This is a genomic window from Albibacterium bauzanense (assembly GCF_004339765.1).
GTDB classification, from domain to species: Bacteria; Bacteroidota; Bacteroidia; order Sphingobacteriales; family Sphingobacteriaceae; genus Albibacterium; species Albibacterium bauzanense.
In genome coordinates this window covers 636,159-655,716 of record NZ_SMGO01000002.1, presented here as the reverse complement: position 1 = coordinate 655,716, position 19,558 = coordinate 636,159, and the positions used below count along the sequence as shown (strand labels likewise).

General features: G+C 36.4%; 21 protein-coding genes. 9 read left to right on the top strand and 12 right to left on the bottom strand.

The features are described 5' to 3' along the window. Positions 1-4 precede the first annotated feature (4 nt). Both C8N28_RS08795 and C8N28_RS08790 read right to left on the bottom strand, forming a co-directional pair. The gene (locus tag C8N28_RS08795) at positions 5-2,191 is read right to left on the bottom strand and encodes a RagB/SusD family nutrient uptake outer membrane protein (protein ID WP_132223947.1); all 2,187 of its coding nucleotides are present in this window, start codon (positions 2,189-2,191) and stop codon (positions 5-7) included. Positions 2,192-2,328: 137 nt separating this feature from the next. Next, positions 2,329-3,060: a response regulator transcription factor gene (locus tag C8N28_RS08790; protein ID WP_132223944.1), complete on the bottom strand. Its 732-nt coding sequence runs from the start codon at positions 3,058-3,060 to the stop codon at positions 2,329-2,331. Positions 3,061-3,224: 164 nt separating this feature from the next. Here C8N28_RS08790 and C8N28_RS08785 point away from each other — a divergent pair, with 164 nt between their 5' ends. Further along, positions 3,225-4,886 carry a glutamine--tRNA ligase/YqeY domain fusion protein gene (locus tag C8N28_RS08785; RefSeq protein WP_185140136.1) on the top strand — a complete coding sequence of 554 codons (1,662 nt, stop codon included), beginning with the start codon at positions 3,225-3,227 and terminating at the stop codon, positions 4,884-4,886. Positions 4,887-4,890: 4 nt separating this feature from the next. On the opposite strand, the gene C8N28_RS08780 is transcribed toward C8N28_RS08785, so the two are convergent. Genes C8N28_RS08780 through ruvX form a run of 7 tightly spaced genes read right to left on the bottom strand, consistent with a single transcriptional unit; the run spans position 4,891 to position 10,223 of the window. Further along, the gene (locus tag C8N28_RS08780) at positions 4,891-5,745 is read right to left on the bottom strand and encodes an N-acetylmuramoyl-L-alanine amidase (protein ID WP_132223938.1); all 855 of its coding nucleotides are present in this window, start codon (positions 5,743-5,745) and stop codon (positions 4,891-4,893) included. A 26-nt stretch (positions 5,746-5,771) separates the two neighbouring features. Further along, positions 5,772-6,758, bottom strand: a complete 987-nt coding sequence (locus C8N28_RS08775; RefSeq protein ID WP_132223935.1) for a DUF3078 domain-containing protein — start codon at positions 6,756-6,758, stop codon at positions 5,772-5,774. Between the two features lie 40 nt (positions 6,759-6,798). Next, positions 6,799-7,587, bottom strand: a complete 789-nt coding sequence (locus C8N28_RS08770; RefSeq protein WP_246012782.1) for a carboxypeptidase-like regulatory domain-containing protein — start codon at positions 7,585-7,587, stop codon at positions 6,799-6,801. A 16-nt stretch (positions 7,588-7,603) separates the two neighbouring features. Further along, positions 7,604-8,452: a glucosaminidase domain-containing protein gene (locus C8N28_RS08765; RefSeq protein ID WP_132223932.1), complete on the bottom strand. Its 849-nt coding sequence runs from the start codon at positions 8,450-8,452 to the stop codon at positions 7,604-7,606. Between the two features lie 6 nt (positions 8,453-8,458). Then, positions 8,459-9,133: a glucosaminidase domain and LysM peptidoglycan-binding domain-containing protein gene (locus tag C8N28_RS08760; RefSeq protein WP_132223929.1), complete on the bottom strand. Its 675-nt coding sequence runs from the start codon at positions 9,131-9,133 to the stop codon at positions 8,459-8,461. A 14-nt stretch (positions 9,134-9,147) separates the two neighbouring features. After that, entirely contained in the window at positions 9,148-9,783 is a 636-nt protein-coding gene (locus C8N28_RS08755) for an O-methyltransferase (protein WP_132223926.1), read from the bottom strand. A 23-nt stretch (positions 9,784-9,806) separates the two neighbouring features. After that, positions 9,807-10,223, bottom strand: a complete 417-nt coding sequence (gene ruvX, locus C8N28_RS08750) for a Holliday junction resolvase RuvX (RefSeq protein ID WP_132223923.1) — start codon at positions 10,221-10,223, stop codon at positions 9,807-9,809. 62 nt (positions 10,224-10,285) lie between these two features. Between ruvX and C8N28_RS08745 the strand changes: the two genes are divergently transcribed. The 4 genes from C8N28_RS08745 (at position 10,286) to C8N28_RS08730 (ending at position 14,773) form a co-directional block, all read left to right on the top strand. Next, positions 10,286-11,428 (top strand): DNA polymerase III subunit, encoded by a 1,143-nt coding sequence (locus tag C8N28_RS08745; RefSeq protein ID WP_132223920.1) that lies wholly within the window; start codon positions 10,286-10,288, stop codon positions 11,426-11,428. 1 nt (position 11,429) lies between these two features. After that, entirely contained in the window at positions 11,430-12,794 is a 1,365-nt protein-coding gene (locus C8N28_RS08740) for a PSP1 domain-containing protein (protein WP_132223917.1), read from the top strand. After that, positions 12,784-13,260, top strand: coding sequence for a gliding motility lipoprotein GldH (locus tag C8N28_RS08735; protein WP_132223914.1), 477 nt, complete (start codon positions 12,784-12,786; stop codon positions 13,258-13,260). The genes C8N28_RS08740 and C8N28_RS08735 overlap by 11 nt, the downstream gene beginning before the upstream one ends. 61 nt (positions 13,261-13,321) lie before the next feature. Further along, positions 13,322-14,773: a L,D-transpeptidase family protein gene (locus C8N28_RS08730; RefSeq protein ID WP_132223911.1), complete on the top strand. Its 1,452-nt coding sequence runs from the start codon at positions 13,322-13,324 to the stop codon at positions 14,771-14,773. Here C8N28_RS08730 and C8N28_RS08725 read toward each other — a convergent pair. Beyond that, complete coding sequence (locus C8N28_RS08725) at positions 14,744-15,553, bottom strand: murein L,D-transpeptidase catalytic domain family protein (protein ID WP_132223908.1); 810 nt, start codon at positions 15,551-15,553, stop codon at positions 14,744-14,746. The two genes, C8N28_RS08730 and C8N28_RS08725, sit on opposite strands and share 30 nt — an antisense overlap. Before the next feature lie 172 nt (positions 15,554-15,725). Between C8N28_RS08725 and C8N28_RS08720 the strand changes: the two genes are divergently transcribed. The 3 genes from C8N28_RS08720 to C8N28_RS08710 are packed head-to-tail and all read left to right on the top strand — an operon-like array spanning position 15,726 to position 18,045. Next, positions 15,726-16,145: a cobalamin B12-binding domain-containing protein gene (locus C8N28_RS08720; RefSeq protein ID WP_132223906.1), complete on the top strand. Its 420-nt coding sequence runs from the start codon at positions 15,726-15,728 to the stop codon at positions 16,143-16,145. An 18-nt stretch (positions 16,146-16,163) separates the two neighbouring features. Further along, positions 16,164-16,937 carry an enoyl-CoA hydratase/isomerase family protein gene (locus tag C8N28_RS08715; protein ID WP_132223903.1) on the top strand — a complete coding sequence of 258 codons (774 nt, stop codon included), beginning with the start codon at positions 16,164-16,166 and terminating at the stop codon, positions 16,935-16,937. Between the two features lie 22 nt (positions 16,938-16,959). After that, positions 16,960-18,045 (top strand): AI-2E family transporter, encoded by a 1,086-nt coding sequence (locus tag C8N28_RS08710; RefSeq protein ID WP_132223900.1) that lies wholly within the window; start codon positions 16,960-16,962, stop codon positions 18,043-18,045. A 41-nt stretch (positions 18,046-18,086) separates the two neighbouring features. Here C8N28_RS08710 and C8N28_RS08705 read toward each other — a convergent pair whose 3' ends face one another. After that, positions 18,087-18,668, bottom strand: coding sequence for a porin family protein (locus C8N28_RS08705; protein ID WP_132223897.1), 582 nt, complete (start codon positions 18,666-18,668; stop codon positions 18,087-18,089). A 117-nt stretch (positions 18,669-18,785) separates the two neighbouring features. Here C8N28_RS08705 and C8N28_RS08700 point away from each other — a divergent pair, with 117 nt between their 5' ends. Continuing rightward, entirely contained in the window at positions 18,786-19,001 is a 216-nt protein-coding gene (locus tag C8N28_RS08700) for a hypothetical protein (RefSeq protein WP_132223894.1), read from the top strand. On the opposite strand, the gene C8N28_RS08695 is transcribed toward C8N28_RS08700, so the two are convergent. Continuing rightward, on the bottom strand, positions 19,002-19,550 hold the full coding sequence (locus tag C8N28_RS08695) for an AAA family ATPase (protein WP_132223891.1): 549 nt from the start codon (positions 19,548-19,550) through the stop codon (positions 19,002-19,004). Positions 19,551-19,558 lie beyond the last annotated feature (8 nt).

The window sequence follows — 19,558 nt, the reverse complement described above, 5'->3', positions numbered from 1 at the left end:
CTAATTAGTATCCAGGATTTTGTGTGATACCTGAGAATCTATCAATAGTTACTTGAGGTATTGGCAATAAATTATGCTTAGACGCATTGAATCCTTTATTTCCCAATACTTCAGAAGCTATTCCCCATCGTACTAAATTAGCAAAGCGAAGTCCCTCACGTGGCATGGAAGTTTTCCATACATTTCTGAGTGCATTATTTAAAGCACCTGTACTTTCTGTACCCAAAAGGCTAGGTAATGAATTACTTTGCAAGATCGGATTTAAATAACCTATTGCTTTTTGAACGTTTCCTGTTTGAATATTCGCTTCAGCAGCAATTAAATAGATCTCTGATAAGCGTATAACAGGCGAGAATGTTCTACCAAAGAAGTATGCTCTGAATTCATTTGTAAACTGTGAAGGATAACCCCATATAGTTTCTTTACTAGTTTGTGTAAAAGCAGTGTTCGAGCTCTCCAATACATATTTATTTGAATTAATAACCTCGGCAGCAGCTGCAGCAGCTAGTGTATAATCTTTATTTGCTAAAGCAGCTTTAGATAATAATGCAGAAGTAAACAAGTTATTTAATTGCCCTAAATTACCTGTATTTGCGCCAGGCATATCATTCTGAATTTCAGTTAGCTCTTGTTTAATATACTCATACACTTCTTGTTTACTACTATTAACTATTCCCGCTTCCATCACTACATCGTTTTGAATAGGAACATTTCCGTAATAGGTCATTAACTGAATGTAAATAGCAGCGCGCAAAGCTCTTGCCTGAGCAAGTACTTGGTTCTTATTTGCCATATTTACATTAGGAACGTCACGGATCAATTTATTTAAATTACTTATATTTCCATATGAAACATTCCATAACTGATTAATTGCAACATTAGTTGCTAAAAAGGTAAAATTATCGATTGCCGGCATGCCCAAATAAGTTGAGTACCCATCCTGAGGAGCGTCTGAGTCATCACTCAATACTCCATCCAACAATGGGATCTCTTTGCTTAACCAATCTGTGATATTTATATAACCACCTGTCAAGAAATCAAGCACTTGAGATTCTCTTCTTAAAGGTCCCATTGCATCGTTATCACTGTAGCCAATTAAAATTGAAATTGGAACTATATTACCCTCTTCTATATCCACAGATTCAGCTGGCAGAGTTACTCTATCATCATTGTTAATCACTCCATCTCCATTCATATCCATCCATTCAAAATTACCAAGCTTTTTTGATTGATTCGCAGCGGCAGCATCCATCTGACCTTGAGTTTGGAAAATTCCCACTGAAACCATACCAGTAAATAGCTCATCCCCAGGGTTTTTATTCTTATAAAAGATATTGCTCATATCCCCTTTTGTTGCTACTATATAATAGATTCCTGGTTCTACATTATTAAATGTTACCTTCCCTTGAGCATCTGATTCTTCCTCAAAAAGTGGATTATCATTGGCATAATCTAACTGAGTGCGATAAATAGCTACTTGTGCACCTGAAGCAACTTTACCCATTGAATTTTCAGGGCTCCATTCTGTTGCATCCCATACGGTAACCTCAATGCCACTCGGAGCAGCCGGCTCATCGGTTACTTCGGTACCAGTTAATGGCTCATTAACTACAAAAATTGTTTGTTTACCATCAGCCGAGACTGTACCCTCATTCATCTTTACTCCATTAATCCACGTCTGATCGCCTTCTTTCTTAATCTTAAGACTCTTACCGCTTAAAGTAATCAATACTGTTCCATCTGCTAAATCTGCAAGTTTATATACACCTTTAACAATATGATCTCTTAATTCCGCGTCAGTTAATTCAACAGGCTCAGAGACTTCAGCAGATAATCTGTTCGAAAAACGCTCTTGAGAAGCAGATGCAACCATTGTTCTATTAGAAAACCGAGATGCTATAGCTTGTGGAGCAGACCTTTGCGAATTTAAAGGAGCAAAAATAGTAAGCCCCTGGGAGACCTCTTCCTGGGTAAGCACAACATTTTTCAGGGCTTCGGCAAACTCACTGACATCTTCTACTTTGGCAAGTTCTGTTGTTAATGCTTCAACAACTTTCTCAGGTGGACGGTCATCTACGATAGTTGTACCTGGATCGGGTTCTGGATCTGGCTTAGGAGCAGGATCTTTCTTACAGGACGTAATGAGTCCAAATGCTAATATTGTGACGATTAGCAAATAATTGTGTTTCATAATTTTTGGTTTTAATACTATTGGTTATAATTTAACTTTACAATTAAATCCAAAAATCAGCTATTGATGGCTTCGATACAATACTCACTTTTAGGTATTTATAAGAAGATCAGCTATATACAATATGAAAGAAATAATTACCGGATAAGATCAAAAGCAATAGCAAACTTTAATAGTTCTGCGAAGGATGTTATGTTAAGTTTGCTGGCTATATTCTTCCTATGAGTGCTGACCGTATGTTTTGAGATAAATAGTTGGTCAGCTATCTCGGGTGAAGATTTACCTTCTGTCAGAAGTGAAATTATTTCTTTCTCACGCTTGGTTAATAGTGCGAACACTCTGTAGTGTTTAACAACAAATTCATTGCCATCAAGAAGTTTATTAACTTTAGTTACTACAGGGTTCATTCCAGACATTGGGGTAGATAAAAGAAAGAGTCCGGTGGGGTCTTGATTTTTCACATTTCCCCTCATATGTTTACATATAGTATAAAACCATCCGTATTCAGATTTAGGGCCAGTCTTTACTTGCTGAAAAAAGCTGTATAATTCAGATTGGTCACCACGCTGAAGGTAATTCTTCATACCATTAAGAAGTCTTTCAGATTCACCAGGCACAAAGAATTTATCATAATATTCATCGCCCAGTGCATTAATTTCGTCCATTGAATGACCTAAGTTTTCACACCCCCAAGTATTCATATAAGTAACCTGTGGTATTTTCAGGTTCTGAACCATAACTGATCCTGGTATGAAATCTCCAATTTCATTTAAAGTACATTTGCCATTGGCTATTCTATTTTCAAGAGAAAAGATCTGCGAAGTCGCTAAATCCTTCATCTCACCAGAACTTAACCGATTGGTTTTCATTGTATTAATAATTGGTTAGCAATATCATTTGAGTATATATTACCAGAGTTTATATTAACAAATATAACATTATTAATAATGAGTCAAAATTATTAACTTCATTCTCCTATTAATAATAGGCTATATTATTTTTATCAAGGTCAAATCGCTATTTTTGTCACATTATGACTGAAGAGAAATCACTCAATTTTATTGAGGAAATTATAGAGGAAGACTTAAGAACCAATAAACATGGTGGTCGTGTTTTAACGCGTTTCCCGCCTGAGCCAAATGGCTATTTACACATTGGTCATGCTAAATCTATTTGCTTAAACTTTGGATTAGCAAAAAAATATAATGGCAAGACCAATTTACGTTTTGATGATACCAATCCTGTAACAGAAGATGTGGAATATGTAGATAGCATCAAGAACGATATCAAATGGTTAGGCTTTGAATGGGATAAGGAATTATATACTTCTGATTATTTCCAAAAACTATATGATTTCGCAGTCATTCTAATCAAAAAAGGTTTAGCTTATGTAGATGAAAGTAGTGCTGAAGAAATTGCAGCAGCTAAAGGAACTCCAACAGAAGCTGGTAAACCTACAAGTGCCCGTAGTAGAAGCGTTGAAGATAACCTGCGTTTGTTTGAAGAAATGCGTGCAGGAAGATATCAAGATGGCGAAATGGTATTAAGAGCTAAGATTGATTTAGCTAATCCTAATATGCATCTTCGCGACCCTTTATTATACCGCATTAAACATGCACATCATCACCGTACCGGAAATGAGTGGTGCATTTACCCAATGTATGACTTTGCACATGGACAAAGTGATTCGATCGAAGAAATTACTCACTCTGTTTGTACGTTAGAGTTTATTCCACATCGTGATCTATATAATTGGCTGATAGAGAATATTGGTATTTATGAGTCAAAACAATATGAATTTGCTCGCTTAAATATGACTTATACCGTTATGAGCAAGCGCCGCTTATTGCAATTAGTTAATGAAAAACTGGTAGATGGATGGGATGATCCACGTATGCCAACGATTAGTGGTTTACGAAGAAGAGGTTATACAGCAGCCAGTATTCGTAATTTCTGCGATAGAATTGGTGTAGCGAAGCGTGAGAATATGATCGATTTTGGCTTGCTGGAGTTTTGCATTCGTGAAGACCTTAACAAAACAGCCTGGCGAAGAATGGCTGTATTAGATCCTGTTAAGCTAATAATTACAAACTATCCGGAAGGAAAGGAAGAGATTCTAATTGGAGAAAACAATCCGGAAGTAGAAGGTGGTGAGGGTGAACGCGAGATTCCTTTTAGCAGAGAATTGTGGATTGAACGTGATGATTTTATGGAAGATGCCCCTAAGAAATTTTTTCGCTTAGGACCAGATAAGCAAGTACGTTTAAAGAATGCTTACATTATCCAATGCGACGATTTTAAGAAAGATTCCGATGGTAAGGTAACAGAAATACATTGCAGCTACATACCAAACTCTAAAAGTGGAGAAGATACAAGTGGCCTAAAGGTAAAAGGAACCATCCATTGGGTGAGTGCTCTTCATGCCAAAACTGCTGAAGTTCGCTTATATGATCGCTTATTCCAAGTAGAGAATCCTGTTTTAGAAGAAGATTTTAAATCGACATTAAATCCAGATAGCTTAACTATTATAAACGCTTATATTGAGCCGGACCTGGCAAATGCAATAGTTGGCAGAGGCTATCAATTTATTCGATTGGGTTATTTTACGTTGGATAAGCTAACAAGTTCTGACAAACTTATATTCAACCGTACTGTAGGATTAAGGGATAATTGGGCCAAGGAAACTAATAAATAACCCGTTAATTCTGCTTTAAATAGATGTTGTAGAGTATCTTGAGATCGGACTCTGTAAATACTGGCAAGATATCACTTTGAACATAGTGCCGTTTAAAAGCTATAATAGCTGCAGGCATATTTCGTGTATCAAAGCCGATTATCTGTAAGGCCAGGGCCGGATTAAAATCTATAGGCGGTGTTGCGAGAGAATCATCGTACCAGATCCCAAAGCCTTTCTCTGCCAATAATTTCCAGGGAAAATAAACACTGGGATCTTGTTTACGAGTTGGGGCAATATCGGAATGCCCTATAAAGTTTTCTGTTGGAATGCGATAATGTGCTTTTAACGTATCTAATAAACGAAGTAAACTATTGATTTGTAGATTAGAGAAGGGCTCCTTTCCATTATTATCTAATTCGATACCAATCGATTGAGAGTTCATGTCAGTAATCTTGCCCCAACGGGAAACTCCGGCATGCCATGAACGTAGGTAATCATTCAACATCTGCACAGTCTTTCCATCTCTACCAATTACATAGTGAGCACTTACTTGTGTGCTTTCAAGAGTAAAAGTACGAATGGTTTGATCCAGGCTTTCTTGTGCAGTATGATGAATAACTACATAGCTGGGTCTGCGCATATCAAAGTTAACCGTACCTACCCAATCAAGATCATCTCGTTTTCCTTTGACATCTGCCACAAAAACCTCGGGCGAAGGCTGAGGAGGAGGTAATGGTTTCTGAATGTCTTCAACTATTTCTTCAACATGCTGAGTATGAATTTCATTGGTTTCAGCGTACTTATTTTTCTTCGCTGCGCAGGAGGTTATAAGCAACGTTAATATACATCCAAAAATAAATACGTTTAGTCCTTTCATAATCCCATCATTTAACATTCCATTTACTATCGTGGAAATTTGTATATAACTCCAAGTGCCAATGCCTGACTTAGTTGAACGCCATCAACAATGGTTTTATCATACCATAATACACCACTTAATGACACATTAATAACGCGAGTTACCTGACTTGTGAGAGTTGCATCTAAACGATGACTAGCATCTCCCAATTCATTATAATTTGCAAAAAAAGCATAACGACTCTTTATATTAAAGTTCTTACTTAAGTCACGATTCAAATTTGCAACAAGCTGAAATGCCAGTTCATTTCTAAAATTCTTCCCTGAATCAACACCAAATCGTTTTTTATTTTTATCTAGCATTATACGATCATCCAGAACAAAAGTTTGCCGTGCTGTTCCTGTACCAAACCGCAAAGAGAATGTTTTATCTGGTGCAAATTCAATACCCACCGACTCTGTTATATAGCCAGGAGCAAAGAAATTAGAAATCAATGCGCCCCTGGTATCCTTTCCATCCTCCATTTCATAGGCATAACCTGCAGAAAATTGAGTCTCCAAAGCTAGAGAAGCAAAGAATGACCAGGATTTTGATAGCTTAATACCTCCTTTATTATCCCAAAAGATACGGTCATTACTTTTTCTGGAAAGTTGATCTTTATTTCTCAACGTTCCATATTGAAGTACTAATTCTGTATGAAAGTTTTTGCCGTCTTTATTATATTCCGATTTATGATTGAAAAGCCCCCCGATAGAGAATGAACTTAGTCCTCCTCCTTTCCAATTGTCACTAAAAGAAGCTTGATTGACATTGATTCCAAAGGTTGTCCAATTCCTCCAATAATCTATCTCTAAATCCAGTGTACTTTGTGGCACCTTTATTTCTTCAATAATTAATGGAGGCGTTTTTACTGGTAAACTTTCCTTTTGAGGAGCTTGACGAAGAGAGTTCAGATCAGTATCTTGTTGAGCAAAAGCCGCATACTGAAAAGCTAAAAGCAATACGGTAGACAAGGTAAAAATATACTTCATAAAACAAAAGTAAGCAAAGTATCTAATTATCTATATTTATCTATGGACTTTGTAACTCCTCTTTTAATGGAGGCAAACGTCTTAAGTAAGGATTTCTCCTATAGTCCTGATAAGATGAACGAATATATAAAGCCAATGAGTAATCGTTGCTAGCTAATATAAAATAATAAGAAGGACGGTATTGCATCATGAAATCATCCAGATCTTTATCCCTCAATCCAGTCAGTGCGGTTACCAGCTCTGGGGTAAATCGATAGTCGATGATATCGTTTTGATAATCCCGCTCTATTATTTCCTGAAGATAGCGTGCATTCTTTCCTTCTTTACTTAAAAGCGAATATAAAGCACCTATACTCAACCCGGCACCTGTATTACCAACTGAGAATAGAGGGCCTGGATCTCCCTTACTATAGGCTGTATTATAATCCTCCTTTTTTTCTTTTAAGAGTTCTTCTGGCGACCTACGAGCAATGATTGTTACTTCCCTTAATAAAGTTGATGACCGTTTAAGATAAATCAAAATAGCTGATTCATTCCTGAATGTAAGTGTATCAGGAAAATAACCCTCAACGGCAGCTATTAAAACATCACCATCGGAAACTTTTAAATGAAATTCACCCTTAAGATTACTAAAGGTTCCTGTATCACTATTGGTATTATAGATATAAACTTTTGCGATGCGTTGCTTGGTACCTTCATCGTAAACTAAGCCATCAGTTTCCTGCTGGGCTAAAAGGAACCCGGAATAGAATATAAAAGATATAAATAGGCCTAATTTCTTCACTAGCGTAAAACTAAGAAGATAATTCAGAAGGTTTAACGATTTCACAATTTTTAACAGATGACTACTTAGAGACTAGTAGCAACTGTCCGACACTGATGCCTTCTCCATTCAAATTATTCAAAATTTTAAGCTCATCAACTGTAAGGTTGTATTTCTGAGAAATACTGAAAAGTGTATCTCCTGGTCTAACCTCGTGGATACTCATAGCAACAACAGGTTGGGCTTGCTCCATTTTAGCTTGCTGCGGCATCTCTTGTACGATTTCTGTTAAGACTACTTCTTCGCGCTGAGTTTTCTCTCTCCTTGTTTCTGCTTTATCATACTGATGCAAATTATAACGCTCTATTAAACTGATAAGCAGTTCAGCATAGCGTGGGTTTGTTGCATAGCCTGCACTTTTTAAACCTCTGGCCCAACCTACATAATCATCTTTGTCTAATTTAAAAAGAGCAGCATAGCGTGCTCTCAGAAGAAATTCTGAATGGTCTCTAAATGACTCTTCCGGATTGTTGTATACGCGAAAGCAATCGTTAATATGATCGTCTGATTGCAAAACAGTTCGTCCTTGCCAACTGGTTGTACATTTGATTCCAAAATGATTATTCGCATTACGCGCCAATGATGAATTCCCATTTCCTGATTCCAAAAGTGCTTGGGCCAATTTTATACTGGCCGGGATGCCATACTCATCCATCTCTGAGATAGCAATATCTTTAAAGCGGGCAATATAAGCTTCTGCGGAAGTACTTCGTGCTAAATTAGTGCTGCTTCCTGTAATAGGTGTGGGTGCAGGTGACGATCTTTCAGGAGCAGAATCACGTCTGTCAGGAGGTTGGCGAACAACACCTTGCTTCGGCAAACAGGATGACAGAAAAACAATAAGTATAAATAATAAGGAAATTTGCCTCATAGAAGTTTAGAGCATTAATTCTTGACCGATTTGAAGGTTTGATGATGTAAGCTTATTTTTATCCTTGATATCACTTACAGTTGTCTGGAAACGCCTTGCTAATTCTGATAATGAATCTCCTTTCTTAACTGTATAATTATTCTGGGAATCAGCAAGCTGTACATTAGACTGGCTAGCAGGATTCTCATCCAATTCATAAAGTTTATGTTTATCTATAATTGCAATTACCTGAGATGCCCATTTACTGCTTGCAGCATAACCGCCTCTTGCAATACCAAACACCCAATCTTTATAATTTCCAGGGCCATATTTATCGATAAGAACATTGAACTGTTTACGACTTTCTATGAGATTAACAAAGTCGAAATAAGAATCCTCAACTGAATCGTACCCTTTATAAGCTGATTTAATTTTGGTGCTGTTGTTTTTACCTTTAATTCCAAAATGATTATTGAGATAAGTAGCAAGCTTACTATTTCCATGAGCACTCTCATGATAAGCAATACCCAGTATAATACTTGCCGGGATTCCATATTCCTTCATATACTTTATAGCAGCGTCTTTGTTTGCCTGGATATAAGATTGAGCCGTGTATTTTTGCTGTGCAAGCAGTTGTTGAGGAATAAATAAAGTTAAACTGATACTGATAAATATCCAACCTATATATTTCTTAACTTCCATCTTTGTCTTTTTTGTTACAACTTACGGATCAGGAACAATCCGTCGCGGATGGGTAGAATTACCTTTTCTACACGTTCATCCGCAGCTATTTTCTCATTTAGCTCTAAAATAATTTCGGTTTGCTTATCAGGTGTATCTTCCAGTACTTTACCTTTCCATAGTACATTATCAATTAGGATAACACCACCTGATGGCATTTTATCAAGAATTAACTCATAATAGTTGAAGTTGTTCTTTTTATCGGCATCAATAAAAGCCATATCAAATGAATCATGAAGGGTAGGAATGATATCAATCGCATCTCCTATATGGTATTTTATTTGATCTGCATAAATTGAGTCATTAAAATATCCTTGAACCCTTTCTTCCAGCTCCTCATTTATATCGATGGTATGAATAATTCCATCAGAGTTTAATCCTTCTGCCAGACATAACGTTGCATATCCTGTAAAAGTACCTACTTCAATAATTCTTTTTGGAGATTTCATTTTACTTATCAGGCTTAACACACGACCTTGATAATGGCCTGAAAGCATGTGTGCTCTTGGCTCTTTAAGATGTGTTTCTCTGTTAATCTGCTTCAAAAGCTCATTCTCAGGACTAGAATGATTCTCTAAATAACCAGCTAAATTATCATCAAACAAATTCATATAGCAAAAGTAATAATTAAAACCTATTCAAGATACGAACTTTCCATATAGCTTTGCAAGATTATAACAGCAGAAATTTGATCTACCAACGACTTTTGTTGTCTTTTACCCTTTTTTAATCCGCTTTGTGCAATAACTGCCGATGCCATTTTTGAAGTAAATCGCTCGTCAATTGTAACAACAGGAATATCAGGAAAGTTCTTTTTCAGGCTTCGAACAAAACCATTTACATGAGGAGCCGATTCAGAGGGGCTACCATCCATTTGCAAAGGAGAGCCAACAATAAACTTTTCGACAGCTTCGGTCTGGATATATTTTTTTATAAAAGTTAAGGATTCATTTGGATGAATAGTAGTTAAAGCCGTAGCTATGATCTGAAGCGGATCTGTAACCGCAATTCCGATTCGCTTAGTTCCATAATCAAAAGCCATTATCCTCATTTTTATTATCTTTGTTAAGATGCAAAGATACGCCTTAGAAACCAAAGACATTTTCACCTTGTATGCAATTTAAAGATATTTTCGGACAAGAGGTTCTGAAGAAGAGACTTATACAGTCTGTTCAGGATAATAGGGTGAGCCATGCTCAACTATTTCTTGGTCCAACAGGAAGCGGAAGTCTGGCTCTTGCTGTAGCCTATGCGCAATATTTGAATTGTGAAAACAAACAAGAAGAAGACAGCTGCGGCCTTTGTCCTTCATGTCGGAAATATATTAAGCTAATTCATCCAGACCTTCATTTTTCTTACCCGTTTTTTGCAAAAAAGAAGGATGAAACTGCGGCGAATTATATGGAACAATGGCGATCAATTTTCCTTAAGAACCCTTATCTAAATTTAGATAATTGGCGTAATCATCTGGGAGAAGATAATAAGCAGGCTAATATCAATATTGCCGAATGCCACCAAATCATAAAGAAATTAAGTCTAAAAAGCTACGAGGGGGCTTATAAAGTACTTATTATGTGGCTCCCTGAATACCTGGATAAACAAGGGAATGCACTGCTTAAACTGATTGAAGAGCCACCTGCTAATACTCTATTCTTATTAGTAGCCGAAAATCAGGACCAGATTTTAACAACTATTCTCTCTCGTACTCAATTGATAAAAGTTAATCGGTTAAAAGAACAAGAAGTAGTTGAATATTTATTAGTAAATAAAGGGCTAAACGAATATAAGGCCAAACAAATTGCATACATTAGTGATGGGAACATTCAAAAAGCTCAAAATTTAATTGGTGAAGAAGAGAATGACCACTTGGATCTGCTAAAAACATGGATGAATGTTTGTGTAACAGATAGGGGTTCTGATATCATTGAATTTGTAGAAAATAGTTTGGCTAAACTAGGCAGAGAAGGCCAGAAAAGCTTTCTTCTATATGCCATAAACATGATGCGAGAGGCGCTTCTATTAAAAGAAGATCTGGTTGAGTTAGTATTTTTACCTGAAGTGGAGCAAGACTTTGCAGATAAGTTTAGCAAACGTTTTGACTACACACAAATTGAAGCAGTAGTAGCTGAGTTTGAGAAAGCAAGCTATCATATTGAACGGAATGCAAATCCGAAAATCTTATTTTTAGATGTATCTTTGCAGATCGTATTGTTTTTAAAGTACCAAACGCTCCCGAAAGGGACTCAATATATATAATATGGGATGTAATAGTTGTTCATCCGGAGGTGGTTGTTCACCAAAGGGTTGCCAAAGTAATGGCACATGCACCACAAATGGTTGCAATAAATTAGATGTTTACGACTGGCTGTCCCACATGGATATGCCATCAAATTATAAACCTTTTAACATCATTGAAGTACGTTTTAAGGGATCCAGAAAAGAGTTTTTCGTAAATGAGAATGACTTATATATGGAAATGGGTGAGATGATTGTTGTTGAATCATCTACTAATGGCTATGATATCGGACATGTATCGCTCATGGGCGAACTGGTACGATTACAGCTAAAAAAACAAAACACAAAGGAAGAATCTGTTTTAAAGAAGGTATATCGTAAACCGACACCATCTGATATTGAAAAATATGAAGCAGCAAAAGCATTGGAATGGGAAACTATGCATAAAGCACGTACCCTTGCTCTGCAATTAGGCTTATCCATGAAAATTAGCGATGTAGATTATCAGGGAGATAAATCTAAAGCTACTTTCTATTATACAGCCGATGGTCGTGTTGACTTTAGAGAGCTAATAAAAAGCATGGCCGAGACCTTCCGCATAAGGATTGAGATGCGACAAATAGGTATGCGTCAAGAAGCTAGCCGCTTAGGTGGTATTGGCTCCTGCGGTCGTGAATTATGTTGCTCAACTTGGTTAACAGACTTTAAAACGGTATCCACCTCTGCAGCCCGATATCAGAATCTTTCTTTAAATACCCTAAAATTGGCTGGCCAATGTGGCAAACTGAAATGTTGTTTAAACTATGAGTTAGACACTTATATGGATGCTTTAAAGGATATTCCAACAGATATTAATAAACTGGAAACCATAAAAGGCAATGCTTACCTACAGAAGACCGATATCTTTAAACGACTGATGTGGTTTAGTTTTCAAGGTGATGACAGCTGGATTCCTTTACCAATTGACCGGGTAAAAGAAATTCAACAACAAAACCTTAAAGGGATAAAACCGGAGGATATTAAAGATCTAACAATCCCGACTGTAGGAGTTAAAGAAAAAGAACGTACCTATGATTATGAAAATGTAGTAGGACAAGACAGCTTAACCCGCTTAGACGAGAACAAAAATAAAAGACGCAATTCAAAGAATCGTTCAAGAAATAAGAATAATCGGTTAGAAAAGACAACAAGCGAGAATAAACCTTTAATGGATAAGGCTCCTGCAAAAAAACCTGCTGAACGAGTTCCTGTAGAAAACAAAACTGTTGAAGTAAAAGGTGCAACAAAGGAGCCTCAGCCTAAAACAGAAGGACAAGTACGTAAAAAGAAGCGGTATAATAAGCGTCCTAAAAATCCTAACAAACCGGATAATACAAATGAAGGCTAAGCTTTCCTTGCTGATAATTCTTTTTTTTGGTCTGGCTGCTTGTTCAGACAATGCGCTTATAGATCAAAATATACCCATTAAAAACAAAGCTTGGTTATATGAACAGAAACCTCTGTTTCCTGTTCATATAACCAATAAGGATACTCCATATCATCTCTATTTAAACCTAAGGAATTCTATCGATTATCCCTTTTCAAATATTTTCATCTTAATCCATCAGCAAAATCCGGATAAAACCAGGATAACCTACCGGGTAGAAGTTAAATTAGCCAACCCTGAAGGCCTTTGGAAAGGCAAAAGTGCCGGGAGCCTGATTAGCCAACAGGTGCGTTTTTTAAAAGATTATCACTTCACTGATACTGGAAAATATACTTTTCAATTCGAGCAAAATATGCGTGTAAATGGCCTTAAAGGGATTAGTGACATTGGATTAAGAATAGAGCCAGCGACACCTATTACTAATTAATTCTTCTCTTCAGAACTGGCAAACTTATTGCATTCTAACCATAGTTTAACATAAACTATATATGAAAGTTAGAAGTTACCATCCGATATTACTTATATCCTTTATATTTTTATTAATATTTACATCTTGTAATCGTGAATCTACTTTAGGAAGTATCTTATCTAAAGAAACAAAGAATGATGTCTATAAGAATATAGAGGAAGAGAAGCTGGCCGCTACTCTACAGTCAACCCTTGAAAAAGAAGGAAATAATTTCAAAAATAAAACCTTCCTTGCCAACTACTATAAACAAAATGGCTATCAGGCTACGCTAATTAAGAAGTTTATTCACGACAATAAATTGAATCAACTTGCTGAACGATTAGCTAATAGTCTTGAGCATGGAATAGGTTCTGATTATTTCCACGCTGATAATTATCAGAAGCTTCTAAATGCGATAATCTCCAAGGATGCAATCAAGACAGAAGAAGATGCATACAAAGAGCTTGCTCAGTTGGAAATCTCAACTGCAGATGCTTTAATTAACTATAGCAATGCCCTTCAATACGGTGTTGTTAATCCTAATAAAGTGTTGCGGCGCTATTATATAGAAACAAAACGGCCAGATTCTGTTTTTATGAAAAGCATTCTTACCTCGACAGACCTAACATCTCTCTTGGATAGTATCCAACCAACATCACCTCTTTACCTCGCTTTACAAAAAGAATTAAAGTCGAACTTAGCAGTAGAAGACCAGCAGAGAAAAGAAATTTCAAAAACTATTATAGTTAATATGGAACGAGCACGTTGGAAACAAGATTTTGATGCTTCTAATATGGTATATGTAAATATTCCGGCCTTTCAATTGGATGTATTTAAAGAAGGGAAATCCATAATAAACATGAAGGTGGTAGTTGGCGAAACTGGTCACGAGACTCCTGTTTTAGCAAGCAAAATTCATAGTGTACAAGTAAACCCTGTTTGGAATATTCCAAAAAGTATTGCTGGTAAAGAAATGTTAAAGCATGTACAGGAGGATCGATTCTATCTCGTTAACAGTGGAATTGACGTTCTTGAAGATGGGAAAGTTATAGAAGGCTCGGAGAATATAGACTGGTCTGCTTTCTCACCAGACAATCTGCCTTATCGTTTTAGACAAAGACCCGGAAGTGAGAATGCACTTGGAAAAATTAAATTCTTATTTAAAAATAATAGCAGTGTATACTTACACGATACACCTACTCAAACTGCTTTTGAAAAAGAAAATAGAGCACTAAGCCATGGTTGTGTTCGGGTTGCTAAACCTCTGGATTTGGCACAAGCACTCTTTGGAAATGGGGATAAATTCAATGAAATTAAAAGCGAGATGGAATCAACCGAACAAATGGACGCTAACGACATCGCATTATCACCACAGACGCAAGTAGTTTTAGACTATAAAACCATCAATCTGAGAAACAATACTTTGTATTTTTATTCCGATATATACGGAGAAGATACTGTTTTATATCCCTACTTGAAAAGTGGAATCTAGATGAGTATAGGCTAATAAATGTTTGCCGGCTTCTTCTGAATCTAAATATACAGAATGATAGACAGGTGAACTTGCATGAATATAAAGAACCGTTTTTTCCTTGATAAGATCAATAATCTGATTAGTTAGTTCAAGAGGAACAGCAGGACAACCATGACTCAAACCTAAACGATTCAAACTTTTAATGGCTTGAGAGCTTACATAAGGAGCGCCGTGCAAAACAATGGCGCGATCGCGTGCATTATCATTAAATCCATTATCCATACCATCTAATCGCAAAGAACGTCCATGCTTACCCCTATATACCTCTCCGGTCACATAAAATCCTAAGCTGCTTTGATATGAATTACTCAAATTAGAAAATTTTGTTGCCATATCATTGCCACTTCCTCTACCGTGAGATACCCAGGTATTTAACAATAAACTATCTGTCTTCAAATCAAGAATCCATAAACGTTTGGCTTTACTTGATTGATCAAAATCGGCAATACTTAAGACAGAAGCGTCTTCACTTATTTTATCTGATTTTTTTAAATTTAGAAAACCAATATAGGCTTGTTCAAATACATTAAAAGAAAGACCAACGTCCGCCAACTTAGTGTTCTCATAAATTGTCGAGGCTTCGCTTTCTAATAATTTAACCGGGCTTAGTACCGAACTCTTTTTATTTACTTTAAAACTATTTTCATTTACGGAATTAACAGGCACCCAACTTAGGGTAATGATAGCTATTACAAGCAATATTAATTTCGGAAATAAAGTAATCTTTCTCACATCCATGCAAAATCTCTATTAAAGTTGGCAAATATAATTTTTAAAACTCATTAATGCCAAAAAAGTAACTATTAGATAATTAAGTATAAATATACGAAAATTATTTTTTAAATTAAAAATCAGAATAATTCAATATCCTAATTCATCTAAAAGTTTCTAACTTTAAGCAAAAGTATTTATGGCAGAAACATTAAGCAGACCTATTCGCGTTTTAGTTGCTAAAGTTGGATTAGACGGACATGACCGTGGGGCCAAAGTCATTGCAACAACCTTACGTGATGCAGGAATGGAGGTTATTTATACCGGTTTACGCCAGAGTCCGGAAATGGTTGTTAATGCCGCTCTTCAGGAGGATGTTGATGCCATCGGAATATCTATATTATCTGGAGCACATATGACTGTCTTCACGAAGATCATCAATCTTATGAAAGAAAAAGGCGTAAAAAACGTCTTGCTTACAGGAGGAGGGATTATTCCAGAGGACGATATGCAAGCCTTGAATAAAATAGGCGTTGGCAAACTCTTTGCTCCAGGAACTTCTATGAATGATATTGTAGCATATATCCAAAACTGGACTTTAGAGAACAGAAATTACTAATCTTCTAATTTGTCTTTCATGAAAACAGATTATCATAACATTATTGTTAATCAGGATCTTTCAACTTGTACGATCTCAATTAACAGGGAAAAGAAACTAAATGCGCTCAATAAAGACACATTAGATGAACTGCATCATGCAATTATCGATGCCTTAAGAGAAGATAATGTAAAAGGTGTTATATTAACTGGAACAGGTGAAAAAGCATTCGTCGCAGGAGCAGATATCGCTGAGTTTTCAACGTTTGATTCAAAAGAAGGTAAGGAATTAGCTCGTGAAGAGCAAAGCAAAGTATTTGATGTAATACATCAAGCAAGCAAACCAATTATTGCGGCAATCAATGGTTTTGCACTAGGTGGAGGATTGGAATTAGCCATGGCTTGTCATATCCGCATAGCAGCAGATCACGCCTTAATGGGACTTCCGGAAGTTTCATTAGGATTGATACCCGGCTATGGCGGAACACAGCGTCTTACTCAATTAGTAGGAAGAGGGCATGCACTCGAGATTATTTTGACTGGAGATATGATTGATGCCAATAAGGCTCTTTCTATTGGCCTTGTAAACTATGTAGTTCCATTATCAGACCTCATAAATAAAGCAAACACACTATTGAATAAAATTGCCACACGTTCTCCACGAGCCATTTCTGCAGCTATCCGTGCAGTAAACGCCTCTCTATCTAACGAAGGTTATGAAACAGAGATTAATGAGTTTTCCAACCTGTTTGGCACCGAAGAATTCAAAGAAGGGGTACTTGCTTTTCTGGAAAAAAGAAAGCCTAATTTCTGATTAATCCTAACTTTAAAGCAAGATGGCTACTCCACTTTATAATAACAAAGAACGAAATCGTGTTACTTTCGTCTTATTAATTATACTAGGAGGCTTTATTCTCTATTCTGTTCGCGGAATCTTCGGCGCTATATTGGGCACCATTGTTATGTATACTATCTTCCGTCCCATGTTTCTATACATAATGGATAAATGGAAACTACAAAAGAATTTTGCCGCGATCTTTATCATTCTTTTTTCATTTCTGGTCATTATACTTCCAATCCTTGGTGTAGGATCTATGGTAGTTTCAAAGATTGTGGAAATTCAAGAAAATCCACAATGGATACAGCAAGTAATTCAACAAATAAGCGATTTTGCCGGTGACAAGCTACATCAACCAGATTTAATAGAAAACGTACTTCGGAATATCCTATCCTCTGCCGGTAATATATTCACTTCTTTGTTAAGCGGAGCTGCCAACTTACTCTTAAGTATCTCTGTTATGTATTTCCTCTTATATTTTGCTCTGGTAGACTATAAACAATTTGAGGCTGGCTTATTTAGGTTTGCACCATTTAGACAGGAAAATGCACTTCGATTTGGTCGCGAACTCAGAAATATCACCTATTCCAATGTCTTAGGTCAGGGATTAATCTCACTGATTCAAGGATCCTTGGTAACCTTAGGTTATTGGTATTTTAATTTCAATGACCCTATTTTCTGGGGAGTAATATCAGCCATTTTATCTTTTATTCCTGTAGTGGGTGCTCCTATGATATTTGTACCAGCAAGTATATGGGCAATTGTTCAGGGCGATAACTTTAATGGAATAGGCATGTTACTTTTCGGATTAATCTTCATTAGTAACATCGATAATGTTCTCCGGCTAATCATAGCCAAACGTGTGGGGAATATTCACCCCATTATTACAATTATTGGGGTAATTATAGGCATCCCTCTTTTTGGACTGATGGGATTAGTTTATGGTCCGCTCTTACTTTCATACTTTTTAATTACTGTAAGAATCTACGAAACCAATAAAATGGCAGAGAAAAGATTAGAACGATTAAGGCGTGAAGATATTCCATTCAACCAAAAAGGTGAGGATATGGATCCTCACCTCTAAATTTCTTTTGATCAAAACTCTAATCTTAAAGAGCTATCGAATTAAAAAAGACGGTAACCAACACTTAAAGTCCATAGTTTTAAACGACCATTATCATCGCTCTCACTACTATCATAAACATCGCTCAAGCCTTGTTCGTAACGCAGATCAGCTCTAAGGTTACTGATATCAACCCCGATACCACCTGTTAAAGCAAAAGTTTGTTTCTTATATTCATCAAACTGTGTTACTTGTCCAACATTATCTATAAATGAGTGCTCTTCATCCATTACAAATGATACTACAGGTCCTATTTGCACACGAGCAGCAATTGGCCCTACTCCTATACGAGTACCTAACAATAAAGGTAAGTCCATAGTAGTAAATTTAAATTTACCATCCGTCCCATCCGAACCTTTGGATATAAAATACAATTCAGGTTGAAAATGAACTCCTGCACCTCCAACACGTGCCCATACTCCCCCAAGAACTCCTGTTCGGGTCTCTGATTTAATAGAAACATCCTTTAAATTAGAAAAGTTAGCACCCGCCTTCAATCCAAACTGAAAAGAAGGAAGTATTTGTGCCGATGCTGCCAGCGTCGTTCCCGCGATTAAAAGCAGACTTAGAAAGATTTTTTTCATGGTTAATAATTATATAGTTTAAAAATTACAAAGTACAAGCAAATTTCGAGCCTAAACCATCAATAATTTGTTTGACTTCCATCTTCATTTTAATTACTTTTGTGAAAAGTTAATAAAATGGCAGATCTAGTTATCAATGCAGAGCAATGGGAAGTATTAAAACTAAAGCTACTGCGCAAATATATTCATTTGAGTGCCGAAGACCTGGCATATCAGCCAGGACAAGAAGCTGAACTGGTAAATCGTTTAGCTAAACGTGTAAAACGTGATGAAAATTACATTTTATTTACCTTAAAGAAGGGTTTAGCTGATCTTAAAAGCAACCGTTTATAATTAAACACTTTTGCTGTTCTCTCTTAGGAACTGTTGCACAATATCTTTGGCATTAAGAAGCCTCTGATCACCAGTTCCAGAAACTATCTTATAATTTGCAGAGAGTGCCTGCAACTCCTGATGCCATATTTCCATAAAATGTTCTCTTAATGTTGGGAAATCACGCAATTCATCTTCCTGCCAAGGCAAATCAATATCCATCAATAAATATAAATCATAAGATTGCTCTGCTATACCCTTTAACACTTCCTTCGGAGTAGAGCCAAAAAGATGGTCACACCAGATCTTCACAGTCAGAACCATTGTATCGCAAAAAATAAAATCCTTCTTCGCTGATTTAATAATCCTTTTCTCTGAAGCTATTTGACCATGAAAAATATTGATCTCATCCTCCAACGTATAATTCCGATGAAGGTCTTTACAATATTCCCTGGCAAATTCAGGAACAAGCAAAGTTTCAAAATAATCTGCCAACTGTTTGGTTAAAGAAGATTTACCAGTCGATTCCGGCCCTACAATTGCAATCTTAATAATTTTATTTGCCCCCATATCAACCC